Annotated in this window: 11 protein-coding genes; 7 read left to right on the top strand and 4 right to left on the bottom strand. The window is 41.1% G+C overall.

The genetic code is table 11. The annotated features are described in order from the left end of the window. Position 1: 1 nt before the first annotated feature. From HCJ55_RS13215 to HCJ55_RS13205, 3 genes are all read left to right on the top strand, one after another. A complete protein-coding gene (locus tag HCJ55_RS13215) occupies positions 2-817 on the top strand; it encodes an amino acid ABC transporter substrate-binding protein (protein ID WP_185518573.1) in 816 nt (271 codons plus the stop codon). Positions 818-908: 91 nt separating this feature from the next. Further along, positions 909-2,015 (top strand): iron-containing alcohol dehydrogenase family protein, encoded by a 1,107-nt coding sequence (locus tag HCJ55_RS13210; RefSeq protein ID WP_185518571.1) that lies wholly within the window; start codon positions 909-911, stop codon positions 2,013-2,015. A 2-nt stretch (positions 2,016-2,017) separates the two neighbouring features. Next, on the top strand, positions 2,018-2,536 hold the full coding sequence (locus HCJ55_RS13205) for a GNAT family N-acetyltransferase (RefSeq protein WP_185518569.1): 519 nt from the start codon (positions 2,018-2,020) through the stop codon (positions 2,534-2,536). On the opposite strand, the gene gltC is transcribed toward HCJ55_RS13205, so the two are convergent. Then, positions 2,533-3,420, bottom strand: coding sequence for a glutamate biosynthesis transcriptional regulator GltC (gene gltC / locus HCJ55_RS13200; protein ID WP_185504693.1), 888 nt, complete (start codon positions 3,418-3,420; stop codon positions 2,533-2,535). The two genes, HCJ55_RS13205 and gltC, sit on opposite strands and share 4 nt — an antisense overlap. Positions 3,421-3,612: 192 nt before the next feature. Between gltC and gltB the strand changes: the two genes are divergently transcribed. Together gltB and HCJ55_RS13190 are read left to right on the top strand one after the other, a co-directional pair. After that, positions 3,613-8,205: a glutamate synthase large subunit gene (gene gltB / locus HCJ55_RS13195; protein WP_185518567.1), complete on the top strand. Its 4,593-nt coding sequence runs from the start codon at positions 3,613-3,615 to the stop codon at positions 8,203-8,205. A 14-nt stretch (positions 8,206-8,219) separates the two neighbouring features. After that, complete coding sequence (locus HCJ55_RS13190) at positions 8,220-9,689, top strand: glutamate synthase subunit beta (protein ID WP_185518565.1); 1,470 nt, start codon at positions 8,220-8,222, stop codon at positions 9,687-9,689. Positions 9,690-9,736: 47 nt separating this feature from the next. Here HCJ55_RS13190 and HCJ55_RS13185 read toward each other — a convergent pair whose 3' ends face one another. The 3 genes from HCJ55_RS13185 to HCJ55_RS13175 form a co-directional block, all read right to left on the bottom strand. Next, entirely contained in the window at positions 9,737-10,567 is an 831-nt protein-coding gene (locus tag HCJ55_RS13185; protein ID WP_011702528.1) for a carbohydrate ABC transporter permease, read from the bottom strand. 16 nt (positions 10,568-10,583) lie between these two features. Continuing rightward, positions 10,584-11,477: a carbohydrate ABC transporter permease gene (locus HCJ55_RS13180; protein ID WP_003722208.1), complete on the bottom strand. Its 894-nt coding sequence runs from the start codon at positions 11,475-11,477 to the stop codon at positions 10,584-10,586. Between the two features lie 61 nt (positions 11,478-11,538). Next, on the bottom strand, positions 11,539-12,783 hold the full coding sequence (locus HCJ55_RS13175) for a sugar ABC transporter substrate-binding protein (RefSeq protein WP_185518563.1): 1,245 nt from the start codon (positions 12,781-12,783) through the stop codon (positions 11,539-11,541). 428 nt (positions 12,784-13,211) lie between these two features. Between HCJ55_RS13175 and bglX the strand changes: the two genes are divergently transcribed. Continuing rightward, positions 13,212-15,383 carry a beta-glucosidase BglX gene (gene bglX / locus HCJ55_RS13170; RefSeq protein ID WP_185518561.1) on the top strand — a complete coding sequence of 724 codons (2,172 nt, stop codon included), beginning with the start codon at positions 13,212-13,214 and terminating at the stop codon, positions 15,381-15,383. Further along, a complete protein-coding gene (locus tag HCJ55_RS13165) occupies positions 15,380-18,640 on the top strand; it encodes a GH36-type glycosyl hydrolase domain-containing protein (protein WP_185518559.1) in 3,261 nt (1,086 codons plus the stop codon). The genes bglX and HCJ55_RS13165 overlap by 4 nt, the downstream gene beginning before the upstream one ends. The last annotated feature ends 14 nt before the right edge of the window (positions 18,641-18,654 follow it).

Here is an 18,654-nt window from a genome sequence, read left to right as displayed (position 1 = left end):
GATGAAAAAAGGACTATTAATAGCAGTAATGGCAGTTGTGATGTTAACGCTGGGGGCTTGTTCCAGTAGTGAATCGAAGGAAGACCAGTGGGAGCGAATTAATAAAGATAAGGAAGTCGTGATTGGCTTGGATGATAGTTTTGTCCCAATGGGATTTCGGGATAAAGACGATAATTTAGTTGGTTTTGATATTGATTTGGCGAAAGCAGTTTTTGCGGGATATGGCATTAAAGCGAAGTTCACGCCGATTGATTGGACGATGAAAGAGTCAGAATTGAAAAATGGCTCGATTGATTTAATTTGGAATGGCTATACTGTGACGGATGCTAGAAAGAAACAAGTCGCTTTTAGTAATCCTTACATGAAAAATGAACAAGTACTAGTTACGTTGAAATCAAGCAATATCAACAAATTTAGCGATATGAAAGATAAAACGCTTGGTGCTCAAAACGGCGCAAGTTCGATTGATGACATGGCGAGCAAGCCAGAAGTACTGACAGATATTATTAATAATAATGAACCAGAATTATATGATACGTTTGATACAGCTTTTATTGATCTAAATAATAAACGTATTGATGGTCTAATCATTGATGAGGTTTACGCGCGTTATTACATTGATAAGCAAAAAAATAAAGATGATTACAACATTATAACTGGCGGTTTTGATGCAACAGATTTTGCTGTAGGAATGCGCAAAAGCGATAAAGAACTACAAACAAAAATCAACGAAGCTTTTGAAAAATTATACAAAGAAGGAAAAATGCAAGAAATTAGCAAAAAATGGTTTGGCGATGACGAAATCGCTAAGCAATAGCTAGTTTGACAGTAGGTTTAAGTTCCTATACAATTTGAAATATAAATGTCGCAGCCGAATATCCGACCGTGCCAGACAGAAGGGATGATTTTTGTTGAATAAAGAATTGATTGTTCGCGGAGCTCCGCAAGAGTATTTTTGCCAAGTAGGCGCGTGGGATACGTTACCTACTCACTTAGAACGCCGCGGTTTGAAAAATGTGTTAGTAGTTCGCGGAAATGCTTCTTGGGAAGTCGCTAAAAATAAATTCCCAGTATTATCAACCGTTACATCTACTTTTGAAGTATATAATGGTGGTTCTACCTACGCGGAACGTGATCGTTTGGTAGCGATAATGGAAACGAATAAGATGGATGCAATTATTGCAGTTGGTGGCGGGAAAATTGCCGATGTATGTAAAGCGGCAGCAGCAGTGTTACGTTTACCAGTCATCATTTTACCTACACTTGCATCTACTTGTGCTGCTTATACACCGCTTAGTGTAATGTACGACGAGGCAGGAGCAATGATTCGCTATGATGTGTTCGCTAGTAGCAATGCATTATTATTAATTGATCCAGAAATGATTTTAGATTCACCAAAAGAACTGCTTGTTGCGGGCATTGGTGATACGTTAGCAAAATGGTACGAAGCCGATGTGATTATTAACTCCTTACCGAGCAAATCCGTCGAAATCGAAATTGCCCACATTGCTGCGAAAATGTGCCGTGATAACTTGCTACAATTTAGTGAAGAGGCACTCGCTGCTATGGATAAACAAGAGCTAAATGAAGCATTCGTTAAAATTATTGAAACAAATATTTTAGTTGGCGGAATGGTTGGCGGTTTTGGTGATGATTATGGTCGTTGTGCGGGGGCGCATTCGATTCATGACGCGCTAACGATGGTTCCAGAAACGCATCACTTGTTACATGGTAATAAAGTGGCGTACGGAATTTTAGTTCAACTAGTGATTGAAAATAGATGGGATGAAATCGAACAACTATTGCCGTTTTATTCCAAACTAGGACTTCCAACCAGTTTATACGATATGGGGCTTGCGACACTTGCTGATGAAACGCTTGTTGCTGTTTCTAAGCGCGCCACGGAGCCGCATGAAACAATCCATATGATGCCAGGCGAAATCACGGCTGATGTCGTGTTGAACGCTATGAAACAACTGGAAGATAGTATGGCAATGAAACGAGTGACTAAGTAAAAATGATTATTCGGAAAGAACAACCACAAGATTATCCGGCGATTCGTCGTGTGAATGAGGAAGCTTTTAAAGGCACTGTGGAAGCAGACTTAATTGAAAGTATTCGGACATCTGATTATTATCAGCCGGGGTTATCGCTTGTAGCGGAAGCCGAGGATGGCCGCATTGTTGGCTATATTATGTTTAGCGAAATTTCGCTTGAGGCTGCTGGACGAAGCAGGTTTATTTTAGCACTTGCCCCATTAGCCGTTTTACCTGAATATCAGGGGACGCGAGTGGGGTCAAGGCTAATGGAAGAAGGCATCCGTTTATCACGCGAAAAAGCATATCCGGCCATTGCTGTGCTTGGACATGCTGATTATTATCCGCGATTTGGCTTTATTCCTTCTGAGCAGTTTGCGATTCCAGCACCATTTGATGTACCAGATGAATACTTTATGTTGCTTGAACTATATGATGGAAGCTTGGAAAATTTAGCTGGAACCATTCATTATCCAGCGGCCTTTTCGGTAAATGCTTAATTAGAAAAAAACGAAATAATAAACGAACGGAACAAATTCTCGGAAGGGGATAGGTTCCGTTTTTTTGTCGTAATAATCCCGACTGAACGGCGCAACTCTTTGTCACGAAGCGCAATACTTTTCGTTTCTTTAAAAATCGCCCCATCTAAAATCATTTCCGGCAAAATACTAATACCAAGTCCAGCTCCAACCAACCCTTGGATCGTATAAAAATCTCTACTTTGAAAAGCAATTTGCGGCGCGAAGCCTTTTTTATTGGCGGCTGTTGTCACAATTTTATATAAATCAAAGTCTTCCGGGTAAAGAACGAATTTTTCAGAAGCAAGTTCTTTCAGGGAAACATTAAAGTTTTCAGCAAGCGGATGATTCTCGGGAACGATTAATTTCAATTTCTCATCAAAGAAACGAATGGCTTCGATTTGGTCGCTAGATTCGGGAACGGGTGATAAGAAAGTCATGTCGAGTGCGCCGTTTAGTAGCATTTCGGTAAGCTCCTCATTTGTTCCTTCCATAAATTTATAAGTGATTTGCGGATATTTTTCCCGGAAAGTAGAAATGACGGATGGTAAAACTTTGGTGGAAAGCGAGTTAGGTAAGCCAACTCGGACGGTTCCTTTTGCGGGATCGGTATATTCGGTTACGAGCGCTTCGGCTTTTTGCAATTCATTTAAAGCGATGGCGGATTGCTTTAGAAATTCTTGCCCGACACTTGTGAGCTGCATATTTCTACCAACACGATCAAATAAATGCACACCAAGTTCTTCTTCTAGTTTCGTTATCTGCCTACTTACGGCAGATTGGGCTACGTGCAAATTCTCACTAGCTTTGGTCATATGCTCGACGCGGGCTACTTCCATAAAATACTTTAATTGTCGTAGTTCCATTTCTTACCTCCGATTGTTCTCGAAATGAGATTGTTTTATTCTATTATATATATTGTTTCGATAAATGAAAAGGAATAAAATAGATACTACAAGAAATGTAAGGTAAGCTGAATCGCTGGTTAATTATCAGTTAATTTAAATAATTACCAGAGAGACCTTGAAGGATTCAGTTTTTGAAGAGGAGGAACTAGGATGAAACAAACTAATTTACCAAAAAAACATGGCCTATACAATCCAGAAAATGAGCACGATGCTTGTGGAATTGGCTTCGTAGCAAATATTAAAAAGATTTCTTCTCATAAAATTGTCGAGCAAGGTATTCATATGCTTTGCCAATTAAAACACCGTGGCGGAGAAGTTGGCGGGGATACGGGCGATGGCGCTGGTATTTTACTTGAAATTTCTGACTCTTTCTTCCGACGGGAATGTAGCAAATTAGGAATTAATTTGCCTGAAAAATATCATTATGCGGTGGGTATGTTTAATTTCCCACAAACTAAAGCAGAACGCGAATGTTTAATGGCAGAAACGGAAAAACTGATTGCGAGCGAAGGACAAATTTTTCTTGGCTGGCGCGAATTACCAACTGATGTAACAAAGGTTGGTGCAGGTGCAAGAGAAACAGAACCAGCAATTTATCAACTATTCATTCAAAAAAACGCCGAGCTAGATGAAGCGGGATTTGAGCGGGCACTTTATTTAATTAGAAAACAAGTTGAAAAATTTGCGGCGACTTCTGAGCAAATTACAGAAACTTTCTACGTTCCAAGTTTATCAACGAGAACGGTTATTTTTAAAGGAATGCTACTACCAGAACAAATTAATCAATATTATTTAGATTTAGCAGATCCAGCGTATGTATCGGCTTTTGCGCTAGTGCATTCACGCTTTTCAACGAATACTTTTCCAAGTTGGGAGCGGGCGCATCCGTACCGTTATTTAATTCATAATGGTGAAATTAATACGCAACGAGGCAATGTCAACTGGATGAAAGCTCGTGAAAAAAGAGCGGAATCTGGTTTACTTGGCGATGATTTAGCTAAATTACTACCAATTATTGATGAAAGTGGTAGTGATTCAGCGACTTTAGATAATGCGCTAGAATTTTTAGTGCAGGCAGGGCGTTCGTTACCTCATGCGGCGATGATGCTTATTCCAGAACCTTGGGATAAAAATCCGCACATGACTGATCCGAAACGCGCTTTTTACGAATATCATAGTACGCTGATGGAGCCTTGGGATGGACCGACTTCGATTTCATTTACGAATGGTCGCGTTATCGGGACGATTTTGGATAGAAACGGTTTACGTCCGGCTCGTTATTATGAAACGAAAGACCATACGATTATTTATTCTTCGGAAACGGGCGTTGTACCTGTTGATCCGAGTGAGATTATTCGCAAAGAAACAGTTGGTGCGGGAACAATGTTGTTAATCGATTTAGAAGAAGGACGCATTGTGACGGATTCTGAATTAAAGGAAGAACTAACAACAGAAAAACCATACCGTGAATGGCTGAATGCGGAAATGACGGAGATTGCTGACTTAGCGACAGCAGAGTTAGATTACGAAGCGATGGATAAATCAGAACGCTTTAAAAAACAACGCGCATTTGGTTACACGCAAGATGAATTAAATAAAATTTTGATTCCGATGGTAACAGAGAAAAAAGATCCAATGGGTGCAATGGGTTATGACGCGCCACTTGCCGTTTTAAGCCAACGTCCGCAAGTATTATTTAATTACTTTAAGCAACTTTTTGCCCAAGTTACGAACCCGCCGATTGATGGGATTCGCGAAGAAACAGTTACTTCTGCGATGACGCTGCTCGGGGATGAAGGAAATATTTTAAATCCTACTGCGAAAAATGCGAACCGAATTCGTTTGAAAACACCAATTTTATCACGAAAAGAATTTGCGGCTCTTGCACAGCAAACGAAATTCGCGAAACAAACCGAAACATTATCCATTCTATTTAAAGCAAAAGAACGTGATAATTTAGAAGCACGCTTGGAAGCCTTATTTATAGAAGCCGATAAAAAAATCGCAGGTGGCGCCGAGTTGCTTGTGCTAACAGATGATGGCGTAGATGCGGATTGGATTGGCATTCCTTCATTGCTAGCAGTAAGTGGCTTGCACCATCATTTAGTTAAGGCAGGAACGCGTACACAAGTGAGTATTATTGTGAAAACCGCGGAAGCGAGAGATGTTCACCAATGCGCGCTATTAATTGGCTACGGGGCGGATGCCGTATTCCCGAGTTTAGCTATTGATACATTTGACGGTTTAATCAAAGAAGGTCGTATTAAAGGGTTTACGCTTGATGAGGCAGAAAGTCGTTATATTGAAGCAATCACGGATGGCATTTTGAAAATCATGTCGAAAATGGGGATATCTACTGTCCAAAGTTACCGTGGGGCGCAGATTTTTGAAGCAATCGGTATTGGCGATGATGTGATTAAAAACTATTTCCCAGGGACAGCTTCACAAATTGGCGGTATTCCACTTGAAGTAATTGCCCAAGAAGCTTGGTTGCGTCACCGCGAAGCCTATCATGATATCGGCTACCAAAGTTTCACGCTTAATACTGGCGGTGAATATCAGTGGCGTTCAAACGGTGAATACCATGTGTACAATCCATTAGCAATTCATTCTTTACAACAAGCGACGCGCGAAAATGACCGCGAAACATATAATTTATATTCAGATTTAATGCAAAATCAAAATAATGCCTTTTTAAGAGGGCTGCTAACATTTACAAGTGATCGCAAGCCGATTCCACTGGACGAGGTAGAGCCAGCAGAAGCGATTTTTAAACGATTTAAGTCAGGTGCGATGTCATATGGTTCGATTAGCCAAGAAGCTCATGAGGCGCTTGCTATCGCGATGAATCGTATCGGCGGAAAAAGTAACAGTGGGGAAGGCGGCGAAAATCCGAACCGCTTTACTCCAGACGAAAATGGCGACTGGCGTAGAAGTGCAATCAAACAAATCGCTTCTGGTCGTTTTGGCGTAACAAGTCATTATTTGGTTAACGCAGAAGAGCTACAAATCAAAATGGCTCAAGGCGCAAAACCGGGTGAAGGCGGCCATTTACCAGGGAATAAAGTGTATCCGTGGATTTCGAAAACACGTGGTTCAACAACAGGTGTCGGCCTGATTTCACCACCGCCACATCATGATATTTATTCAATTGAAGATTTATCGCAACTGATTTTCGATTTAAAAAATGCTAACCAAAATGCACGCGTTAACGTGAAGCTAGTTTCGAAAACCGGTATTGGCACGATTGCTGCCGGGGTTGCGAAAGGGAATGCCGACGTTATCTTGGTAAGTGGTTATGAAGGCGGAACCGGTGCTGCGGCGAGAACGAGTATCCGTCACGCGGGTGTACCGTGGGAAATCGGCTTAGCGGAAACGCATCAAACATTACTTTTAAATGGTCTAAGAAATAAAGTCGTTGTTGAAACAGATGGTAAATTAATGACAGGGAAAGATGTCTTAGTTGCCGCGATGCTAGGGGCAGAAGAATTCGGATTCGCCACAGCGCCACTTGTGACACTTGGTTGCGTCATGATGCGCGTTTGTCATTTAGATACGTGTCCAGTTGGTGTAGCGACACAAAATCCAGAACTTCGTAAAAAATTCAATGGCTCTGCGGACTATGTTGTAAACTTCTTCCATTTTATCGTTGCAGAAATGCGTGAAATGATGGCGGAACTTGGCTTCAGAAGTTTGACAGAAGTAATTGGACATAAAGAGTTACTAACAACTCACGAGAAAAAAGAGGCACATTGGAAAGCGAAATATATCGACTTTTCGAATATGCTTTACAGTGATGATTTCTATAAAAACCAAGTCCAATATTGCACAAAACAACAAGACCACAAAATCGAGCAAACACTTGATATGCGAGAAATTGTTCCGTTAATTAAACCAGCACTTGAAAACGGTGAAAAAGTAACTGGAACTTTCGCTGTACGAAACATTGACCGCGCGATTGGAACGATTGCTGGATCCTTTATTAGTAAAAAGTACGGCGCAGAAGGTTTGCCAGAAGATACGATTTCACTTGATTTCGTTGGTTCGGCGGGTCAAAGCTTTGGTGCTTATACGCCACTTGGCATGACACTTCGAATTCACGGTGATGCCAATGACTACTTTGGAAAAGGGCTTTCAGGTGGTAAATTGATTGTTAGTCCAGATGCAAAAACACCAATCAAACCGCATGATTCCGCGATTGTCGGTAATGTAACGCTTTACGGTGCCACTGGTGGATATGCTTATATGCACGGAAAAGCTGGCGCAAGGTTCGCCGTTCGTAATAGTGGTGCTACCGCGGTTGTTGAAGGTATTGGCGACAATGGTTGTGAATATATGACAGGTGGTGCAGTAGTCATTCTCGGCGAAATTGGCGAGAACTTTGCGGCCGGAATGTCTGGTGGGCTTGCTTATATTTATACCAAAAACAAAGAAGAAACTACTACCAAAATCAATCATGAACTTGTTAACAGTCGTTCTACACTTGGTGCGTCAGAACTAGCTAAATTGAAACAGCTAATTGAACAACACGCAAGCCTTACTGGAAGCGAGTTTGCCAAAGCTATTCTCAGCAATTGGGAAGTGGAACAAGCGAATTTCATTTTCGTTATTCCAAATGAATATGAAATGATGCTAACGAGAATCACGACACTTGAACAAACTGGGAAAACACACGATGAAGCAGAATTACAAGCTTTTTATGAGCATAAAGATGGAAAATTAGTTGCCGGAGCGGCGAAATAGAGAGGAGTGAAACCATGGGAAAAGCAACTGGATTTATGGAATATGACCGAATCCCTTCTCCAGGGCGCGATCCGAAAAGTCGGACGCGTGACTGGAACGAATATAGTTTACCAATGCCGGCAGCGGACTTAACGTTACAAGCTGCACGTTGTATGGATTGTGGTGTACCGTTTTGTAGTGTTGGGATGGAAATTAAAAACGGCGTATCAGGTTGTCCACTGCATAATTTAATTCCAGAGTGGAACGATGCAGTTTACCGGGGTGACTGGTATGAAGCGTTACAACTACTATTAAAAACAAATAACTTTCCAGAGTTTACTGGTCGTATTTGCCCAGCGCCTTGTGAAGGTGGCTGTACAGTAGCAATTTCAGAACCAGCAGTAGGAATTAAATCAATTGAAAAAGCGATTATTGACCGCGGTTTTGAAGAGGGCTGGATTAAACCAGCTCCACCTAAAAAGCGCACAGGTAAACGAATTGCCGTGATTGGTTCTGGTCCTGCGGGGCTTGCTTGTGCCGATCAATTAAATAAAGCTGGTCATAGCGTAACAGTCATTGAAAAAAGTGACCGAGTTGGTGGCTTATTAATGTACGGTATTCCAACGATGAAACTCGAGAAAGAACAAGTAACGCGTCGAGTGAATTTGATGGCAGAAGAAGGCGTTGAATTTGTGACTGGCGTTGCAGCTGGTACGGATGTTACTTTTGAAGAACTACGCACAGAGTATGATTCGATTGTACTTGCAACAGGTGCTGGTAACGCACGCGATATTCCACTTGCTGGACGTGATGCAGCTGGTATTCACTTCGCTGTGCCGTATTTAACACAAAGTACGCGCGACAATTTGGACAATGGCGGGGTGCAAACACTTTCTGCTAAAGGCAAAAATGTCGTAATTATCGGTGGCGGTGATACTGGTGCTGACTGTGTGGCAACGGCATTAAGACAAGGTGCAAAAAGTATTTACCAGTTCGGTATTCAAGATAAACTTCCTGAATTACGCGAAGGTGAAAACCCTTGGCCACAATATCCACGCGTATTCAAAATGGATTATGCGCACGAAGAAGCAGAGGCTGTTTATGGAAGAGATCCACGTGAATATCTCATCAATACAACTTCTTTCGAAAAAGATGCAGCAGGTAACCTTGTTGGACTTCATACAGTAGAAGTAGTGGAAGATAAGGCTGCTAGAACGTATACACCTGTAGAAGGAAGCGAAAAGTATTTTGACGTTGATATGGTTTTAATTGCAATTGGTTTTGCTGGTACAACAGAAGATATTTTCACAAATTTTGGCGTAGGGAAAACAGACCGTCATACGATTGATGCTGCTAAAGGATTTTACCGTACAAGTGAAGAAGGCGTGTTCGCTTGTGGGGATGCACGTCATGGTCAAAGTTTAGTTGTAACCGCGATTGCAGAAGGAAGAGAAGCTGCTCGTGAAGTAGACTTTTACTTGATGGGAGAAACATTTTTACCTTAATAGAAAAAAAGCTTATCCTCAAAAGGGTAAGCTCTTTTTTTGGCCAATTATTTCATTCCAGAAACATTGAAGCCTTTTAAAATGTATTTTTGGAAAGTCATGAAGATCAAGATGATTGGAATAACCATAAAGGTTGCACCAGCCATTTGTAACGCGTAGTTGCTGCCGTATTGTCCTTTTAGAAGTTGAAGTCCTACTGATAGGGTATAGAATTTTTCGTCGTTGGCGATGATTAACGGCCATAAGAACGAGTTCCAACCAGCGATAAAAGTAAGGATTCCTTGGACCGCAAGCACAGGACGAGAAATCGGAATAACGATCCGCCAGAAAATGTAAAATTCACTAGCACCATCCAGTCGTGCGGCTTCAAGTAAATCGTCGGAAATGGTGGACATAAATTGGCGGAATAAGAAAATCCCGAAGGCGCCAACCAGTCCTGGAAGTACAATCCCTGTCATGGTGTTTGTTAATCCGGCCGCATTAAGCAGTAGATAAACCGGAATCATCGTTACTTGTCCGGGAATCATCATTGTAGCAAGTACGAGATAGAACAACTTGTTTTTCCCTTTAAATTTAAATTTAGCAAAGCCGTAACCTGCCATCGCATTTAAAAATAAACCGAAAAACGAGAAGAACACAATGATTAACGTGTTTTTTAAGTAAATAGCAAAGTCCATTTCGGTGAATAGTTTCGTGAAATTATCTAGTGTAAACGTTTCTGGCCAAATAGTAGGTGGGATTTTTAAAATTTCAGCATCCGTCTTTAAAGAGGAGAGAACCATCCAAATGAACGGTAAAATCATAAAGAATCCGCCAACTGTTAAAATAGTAATAACGGCAATTTGAGAACCGCGCGATTTTTGTCTATATTGATTCATTTATAACACTCCTCTCTTAAATATCCCCGCCATTATTTTTGCGCTGAATCCGGAACTGGATAATCGTGATAATAATAATCGCGATAAACAAGATGAACGATCCAGCAGCGGCGTAACCAAACTTACTTAGTTGGAAACCGTTTTGATAGATAAATAGGGCGACTGAGTTCGTGCTATCGAGCGGGCCGCCTTCTGTCATGACGAACGGTTCCTCGAAGAATTGCAACCAACCAATCATCGTCGTTACGGTTACAAAGAAAATCGCAAAACGAAGCATTGGAACAGTAATTTTAAATAATTGTTGACGACTATTTGCGCCGTCAAGTGAGGCAGCTTCGTAGTATTCGCGCGGAATCCCTTGAAGTGCCGCTAAGAAAATAATCATATTGACACCGATTGCTCGCCACACAGCGAGGATAATCAATGAGAGTTTCGCAATCGTTGGGTCTTGTAGCCAAGGAACAGGTCCGAGGTCTAAAAAGGAAAGCAAGTAATTAAGTAAACCAAAGCGCGGATTATATAAATAACTCCAAACAACTGCTACAGCGACAACGTTTGTAATTGACGGAGTATAGAAGATTAACCGGAAAAACTGGAAAATCTTTGCTTGCGAGAAGTTAATCATCAGCGCAATCCCGAGCGAACAAACGATAACGAGTGGAACGCCAATAACTACATAGAAAAGCGTGTTAAAAATAGATTTTAAAAATACCGGGTCTTGCATAATATTGACGTAATTATCTATCCCAATAAAGTTAATCTTAGAATAATCGGCAAGCCCGACTAAATCGATATCTGTAAAACTAATGACAAAAGCAAGCAAAATCGGAAGTAAGGAAAACAGAAGAAGTAAAAACAGTGCTGGCGAAATAAACAAATATGGCGTGTTTTTATTTAGAAATTGTTTCATAACATCAGTTCCATTCTAAAAGGGCAAATGGCAGACTAGAATCATTTGCCCTTTTTATTCGTTATTTTTTAAGAAGTGTTTCTACTTGATCGTTAAATGTATCCATTTGTGTTTGTACATCTGCACCACCACGATAAATTTGTTCCCAAGATTTTCCGTAAAGTTGAGCGATTTCTTCAAATTGTGGGATAAGTGGCATTGGTTCAGCCGTTTTCATTTGTTCACCGAATACTTTGTAGTAAGGGTCGTTTTTCAGCATATCGTCTTCCCAAGCATCCATACGAGCGGGCATGGAGTTTGTATCTTTCAACCAAGATAATTGCACGTCTGGTTGGCTCATGTAGTCCATGAATTTAAGGGCATCATCTTTTTTATCACTATATTTGAAGATAGAAAGGTTAGCTCCACCTAAGCTTGATTCGTTATTTTCTTTTTTAGGTAATACAGCAGTAGCCCATTTTCCGTCAATGTCAGGGGCAGTATCTTTAAGCGTGTTAACCATCCAAGGACCACTCATGAACATTGGCACAATGCCGTCGCCGCCAAAGCTTTGAGAAGCATCTAAACCAAGGTCAGTATCTGGTGCGGAACCGTTTTTAATGAAGCTATCTAAATAAGTAACAGAATCAACGAATGGTTTTTTATTGAAAACTGGAGTGCCATCTTTATCGAAAAGAGGGGAGCCATTTTGACGTCCGAAAATGAAACCGGTAGTTTGTTCGTTTGGATCAATTGCAAAGCCGTACATATCTTTACCGCGTTTTGAAAGTTTAAGTGCAGCATCAGATAGTTCATCCCAAGTTTTTGGTGCTTCATCATAACCAACTTTTTTCAGTAAATCGGTACGATAGAAAAGGACACGAGTTTCTGCGTACCACGGAACACCGTAAGTTTTCCCATCAAATTGGGTTGTTTTTACAGAACCAGGGAAAAATAAATCAGAGTTCATATTTTTACTTTTTTCTACGTCTTTTGTAATATCAAGTAATGCGCCGGCTTCGACAAATTCAGGCATCCATGTAGTTCCCATTTGGACTACATCGGGGCCGGATTTAGAAGCGACTGCTGTTAGTAATTTATCATGTGCGTTTGCCCAAGGGATAACTTGGACTTTCACTTCAATACCAGTGTCTTTCGTGAATTTCTGTGCGATTTCTTTTAATGATTTGGCTTCATCTCCCATAGCCCAAACATTTAACACTTTCGAATCGCTGGAATTTGCATCATCCTTTGACCCACCACACGCCATTAATACCAAACTAAGCGACAACACTAAAGCTAAAACGACAAACATCTTTTTCTTCATGATTTTTCCTCCATTTTTTGTTTTTTTCAAAGCAACTTAATGAACTGAAGCTGTTAAAGAATAAAAACTGTTGTACGGAACAGGTTGTGCCGTACGGGATGAAGCAAATTGTGAAAATCAATTCACATACACAATATTCTATAGAAACGTTTCGACAAGGTTATTATAGTATATTATGTAATCGGTTTCAAGCGAATTGCTATTTTATTTTTATTAATAGGAGTTAATCTTTTATGTACCAATGCTTTATGGGTGATAAAAACTTTTGGGTTTAATTTTATTAAAAACGAGATAGTATAGAAGAAACTGGAAAATCGAATCATTTAACCATGTGAATGTCGTTTTTGGTTGACTAAAGAAAAGAAAGCGCTTATACTGTTGTTATATTTGAATAGAAACGTTTCGAAAATAGTGTTCAGGAGGTTCCTATGAAACAAGAAAAAGTGCAAGATTTAGTCAATCAAATGACCTTAGATGAAAAAATTGCCCAATGTCTTCAACTTTCTCCTTTTCTTTTTAAAGGTACAAACAAAAATGCAGAACTTACAGGGCCGCTTCTTCAAGAAATGAAATTAACGGATGCGCAAACTGAAAATGCGGGTTCGGTGCTTGGATCGAGTTCGGCGCTCGATATGATTGGTATTCAAGAAGCATACTTAAAAACAAATCGACTAGGAATTCCGCTTGTTTTTATGGCGGATGTCATACATGGTTATAAAACTGTTTTTCCAATTCCACTTGCGCTTGGATGTTCGTTTGACCGAGAAACGGTTCGAGTAATGGCGGAAGTTTCGGCACTTGAGGCAACCGCGGAAGGGCATCATGTCACTTTTTCACCGATGCTTGATTTAGTACGGGATCCGAGATGGGGACGCGTGATGGAATCGACTGGTGAGGATCCATTTTTAAATAGTGAACTTGGGAAAGCGATGGTTGCTGGGTATCAAGGTGATGCGAGTAAACTTACTGAAAACAAAGAGCGAATGGCTGCTTGTGTGAAACATTTTGCGGCATACGGGGCGGCGGAGGCTGGACTGGAATACAATACGGTCAATATGTCTACGCGCGAACTATATCAAAATTATTTACCAGCTTATAACGCAGCAATCCAAGCAGGCGCTAAATTAGTCATGACGGCTTTTAATGTCGTGGACGGGATTCCGGCGACGATGAACAAATGGCTGAACCGGGATGTGTTACGTGGTGAAATGAATTTTGACGGCGTACTAATTTCTGATTGGGGCGCGGTTGCGGAAGTAATTAATCATGGAACTGCGAGAAACCCGAAAGAAGCGGCGCAGTTTTCGATGGAAGCAGGCGTTGATTTGGAAATGATGACGACTTGCTATATTCATGAATTAAAAGGCTTGATTGAGGATGGTAAACTATCTGAAAGTCTTTTAGATGAAGCGGTATTGCGAATGTTGCAGTTGAAAAATGATTTAGGACTTTTTGAAGATCCATATCGTGGTTTGAAAAATAGCAATCGTTCAGAAGATATTTTAACCGATGAAAGTCGCGGGAAAGCACGAGCAGCTGGTGTGGAATCTGCTGTGTTATTAGAAAATAAAAATCAATTGCTTCCGCTAGATAAAGCGACTAAATTGGCACTAATTGGCCCGCTTGCAACATCGCCTGATATTCTTGGCGGCTGGAACGTGTACGGCGAAGAAAAAGATGGCATCAATGTTGAAACCGGTTTGCGTGAAGTGTTTGAAGCTGTCACAACCGTTTCGACGGATTATACCAAACTTACCGAGGCAGATAAAGCAGCGGTAAAAGAAGCTGTGCAAAATACAGAAGTAGTCATTCTTGCGCTAGGCGAAAAAAATGAATGGGGCGGAGAAGCAGGAAGTCTTGCTACTATTCGTTTGCCAGAAGCGCAATATGACTTAGCGAAATTTGTACAAACGCTTGGAAAACCAGTGGTCATTACTTTGTTTAACGGAAGACCGCTCGAAGTAAAAGAACTTGCGGAGTCTAGTGATGCGCTACTCGAATTGTGGTTCCCGGGCACAGAAGCAGGACGCGTTACTGCAGATTTATTGAGTGGCGCGAGCAATCCTTCTGGAAAATTATCAATGTCATTCCCACAAACAACCGGCCAAATTCCTGTTTATTATAATCATTTACGCACTGGTCGACCGCAAACACCGGAAAATAAAGGTGAACGTTACGTATCACATTATCTCGATATTCCTAATGAACCATTTTATCCATTTGGCTACGGGAAAAGTTATAGTGAATTTGCGCTGAAAACCGCGGAACTTCCGACAGAATTAAACTTAGGCGAATCGCTTCACGTGGAAGTAATGATTAAAAATACGAGTGAAATTGCTGGAAAAGAAGTAATCCAAGTGTATTTACAAGACGTAACAGCGAGCATTTCACGACCTGTCAAAGAACTCAAAGCATTTGAAAAAGTGGCGCTTCTAGCAGGCGAAGAAAAAACAGTTTCATTTGAATTAACTAGCGAAGCATTTTCCTTTTATAACCATCAACTTGAAAAAGTGCAGGAACCGGGACTTCATCGTATTTTTGTTGGGACTAGTAGTGAAGATGTAGACGTTTTTGAAGTGGAAGTAGGTGGATATGTGTGACAACATTAAAGGAAATAAAAAAAGCGGACTTAGCAGCGGCATTTTATCCAAGTGGGGAGCTCGCTTGGTTGAAGTTGAAGGATATTATGTTGAATCAAGTCATTCAAAATCCGTTAGAGAACCGTTTATCGCAAATATATGTACGAGCGCATTTGGCAAATAAAGTGGAGATTTATCCGCTTTTAACCGCAGATGCAGAAGTTGGATTTAATGAGCACGGTGTAGAATATCGCGGGACAGTTGGACCGTTTCGTTACATTGTAGAAATGAAGTTCCATTCACGTGGCTGGTTTTATGATGTAACGGTGGATGGGGAAGGAACTTTTGACCTTGTTTATTTACAAGATTTAGGTCTTGCCGAACAAGCGGCAGTGCGGACGAATGAAGCCTATATGTCGCAATATATTGATTACCATGTGACGGAAGGAGCGAATGGTTTTACGATTCAAGCGCGCCAAAACCAACCACAAAATAATCGCTTTCCAGCAGTCCAAATTGGCGCTTTAACGAACATTGTTGGCTATGCAACAGATGGATTTGATATATACGGAACCAATTATAAACTTACTAATGAACTTGCGGGGCTCGCGGAGAAATCACTACCAAATCGAGTCTATCAATATGAATTCGCGCAAATCTCCTTACAAACCGCGCCATTCACGAATCACGCGGAAACAAGTTTTTACGGCTACACAACCGAAAATCAACCTAAAGCATCTGGAGCACCGATTGAAAATTTGGCCGAAATTAAAGCGAGCATTCCGGAACAAATTTATCAACCAGGTACGAAAGCCATCCGCGCCAAAAATATCGGAACCCCAATTACCGGCGAACCAATTTCCGAAAAATGGTTACAAGCAAAGTTTCCAGACAGAATCCAAGAAGAAAAACAAAACGGCGCACTCCTTTCCTTTTTCACACCAAACTATGCGCATGTCGTTACGCGTGAAAAGGAAGCTGAGCTAGAACGCCCGCACGGCAGTATTTTGCTAGATAAAGTGGCTGTTTTAAACCCCGAAGCAACTCTTTCGGCGACAACGTACATGTATGGCGCATTTTTATCGCAATTGGTTGCTGGAAACACCAATATGAACAAATGGAATAGCCATGCGCGCAATCCGCTTAATATTTTGCAAACAAGTGGCTTGAGAATTTATATCGAACAAAATGGCGAACTTCAACTACTCGGCGTGCCGTCTATTTGGGAAACGAGCACGAACTATTCAACTTGGTATTACCAGTGGAATGATGATCTAATTACCGTACGGACGACATTAACCGCCGAAAGTAAAGAAGCGTTCGTTACCGTTCATTCTGAAAAAGGCCAACCGTATAAATTGGTGCTAACAAACCAAGTAACAATGGGTACAAATGAATACGATACAACGGTGAAAAAGGAAATCAAAGAGGGCGGTGTAACTTATTTCCCAGCCGCAGATTCACCGATTTTAGAAACCTATCCAGCGCTTCAATTCCGGGTGGATGGAACTTACAACGAGATAACCGATGAAAGCTATTTTGCAAAAGAGTATGCAGGAACAGCAGGTTTGGATGTCTTCGTATTTGAACCAAGCGATAACGCGACTTTCCAAGTGCAAGCGAAACTAACGGATGAATTTTCGGAGCAAAACCAAGACTTAGAAGCAGCAAACAAAGAAATCCGAGCAAGCTATGACGAATTAACCGCCCAGTTCCATTTAAATCACCAAAGTCCAACCGCGGAAAAATTAAACTTAACGGTTTATTGGTATGCGCATCAAATGCTCGTTCATTATGCATCGCCGCACGGTTTAGAGCAATACAGCGGGGCGGCGTGGGGGACACGTGACGTAAGCCAAGGTCCATTTGAGTTTTTCCTAGCAACCGGGAACAAAGCTGTTTTACGCCAACTTGTATTAACAATCTTCTCCCATCAATATCGGGATACTGGCGACTGGCCACAATGGTTTATGTTTGATAAATATACATCGATTCAACAAGAAGAAAGCCACGGTGATGTAATCGTTTGGCCACTGAAAATTATTGGTGATTACTTGGAAATGAGTGGGGATACTGAGATTCTCGAAGAAAGTATTCCATTTGTCGACCGTACTTCAAAAACATTTACAACTGAAAAAGGTACACTGTTAGAACATATCGAATTAGCAGTGCAAACTATCGAATCACGCTTTATGAAAGGAACAGCACTTTCTAACTACGGGGATGGTGACTGGGATGACACACTTCAACCAGCTAATGCGCAATTGAAGAAAAACATGGTTTCCAGCTGGACAGTCGCTTTAACGTATCAAACATTTAAACGATTAGCGACATTCTTGCCAGCAGGAGATGAATACGCCGCTCTAGCAAAACGAGTTCAAGCTGATTTTGCTAAATATATGACAGCGGATACCGACGTCATTCCTGGTTTCCTCTATTTAGAAGAAGGAAAAGCGCCAGTTTGGATGATTCATCCGGAAGACAAAGAAACAAATATTAAGTATCGCTTAATTCCACTAACAAGAAGCATAATTGCCGAATTAGTTGATAAAAAACAAGCGAGTCGTAACTTTGACATTATAGGTGAGCATTTACTTCACCCAGATGGCGTAAGGTTAATGAGTGAGCCAGCTCATTATGCAGGCGGTGTGAGCACTCATTTCAAACGGGCGGAACAAGCCGCGAACTTTGGCCGAGAAGTCGGTTTGCAATACGTGCATGCGCATATTCGTTATATCGAAGCACTCGCAAAAATTGGCGACACAGAAGCTTGGCATATGCTGGATGTTATTAATCCAATCAATATAAAAGAAGTAGTGCCAAACGCAGCTCTTCGCCAAAGTAACACCTATTTTAGTAGTTCCGATGCGGCATTTTTAGATCGCTATCAAGCGCAAAATGAGTTCAGCCGTGTGAAAGAAGGAAGCATTCCAGTGAAAGGTGGCTGGCGGATTTATTCGAGTGGTCCAGGCATATATTTACACCAATTAATCAGTTCGGTTCTCGGTATTCGCCAAACGGAACAAGCGCTTATTTTTGATCCGATTTTGCCAGAAGAATTAGATGGATTGGAATGTCATATTGAACTGGATAATTATCCGTTAGATATTACTTTTGAAAGTGCTGATGTGGCGGGTATTATCGTGAATGGCGAGGAACAACCAGTGGAAAATGACGCGAATGCATACCGAACCGGCGCCCTTATTTTGCCGAAAAAGAACTTAACGACAAAATGTTCACAAATCACGATTAAATTTCAAAAAAATAACCGTCTCTAAGGTTGTTTTGTGTA

This window comes from Listeria marthii (assembly GCF_014227425.1).
GTDB classification, from domain to species: domain Bacteria; phylum Bacillota; class Bacilli; order Lactobacillales; family Listeriaceae; genus Listeria; species Listeria marthii.
This window is presented reverse-complemented; position numbering and strand designations above follow the sequence as displayed.

What these genes read in the sequence shown, in the direction of transcription:
- gltC (WP_185504693.1), bottom strand. Translation starts at nt 3,420, where the DNA reads ATGGAACTACGACAATTAAAGTATTTTATGGAAGTAGCCCGCGTCGAG.
- HCJ55_RS13215 (WP_185518573.1), top strand. Translation starts at nt 2, where the DNA reads ATGAAAAAAGGACTATTAATAGCAGTAATGGCAGTTGTGATGTTAACG.
- HCJ55_RS13175 (WP_185518563.1), bottom strand. Translation starts at nt 12,783, where the DNA reads ATGAAGAAAAAGATGTTTGTCGTTTTAGCTTTAGTGTTGTCGCTTAGT.
- gltB (WP_185518567.1), top strand. Translation starts at nt 3,613, where the DNA reads ATGAAACAAACTAATTTACCAAAAAAACATGGCCTATACAATCCAGAA.
- HCJ55_RS13205 (WP_185518569.1), top strand. Translation starts at nt 2,018, where the DNA reads ATGATTATTCGGAAAGAACAACCACAAGATTATCCGGCGATTCGTCGT.
- HCJ55_RS13190 (WP_185518565.1), top strand. Translation starts at nt 8,220, where the DNA reads ATGGGAAAAGCAACTGGATTTATGGAATATGACCGAATCCCTTCTCCA.
- HCJ55_RS13185 (WP_011702528.1), bottom strand. Translation starts at nt 10,567, where the DNA reads ATGAATCAATATAGACAAAAATCGCGCGGTTCTCAAATTGCCGTTATT.
- bglX (WP_185518561.1), top strand. Translation starts at nt 13,212, where the DNA reads ATGAAACAAGAAAAAGTGCAAGATTTAGTCAATCAAATGACCTTAGAT.
- HCJ55_RS13180 (WP_003722208.1), bottom strand. Translation starts at nt 11,477, where the DNA reads ATGAAACAATTTCTAAATAAAAACACGCCATATTTGTTTATTTCGCCA.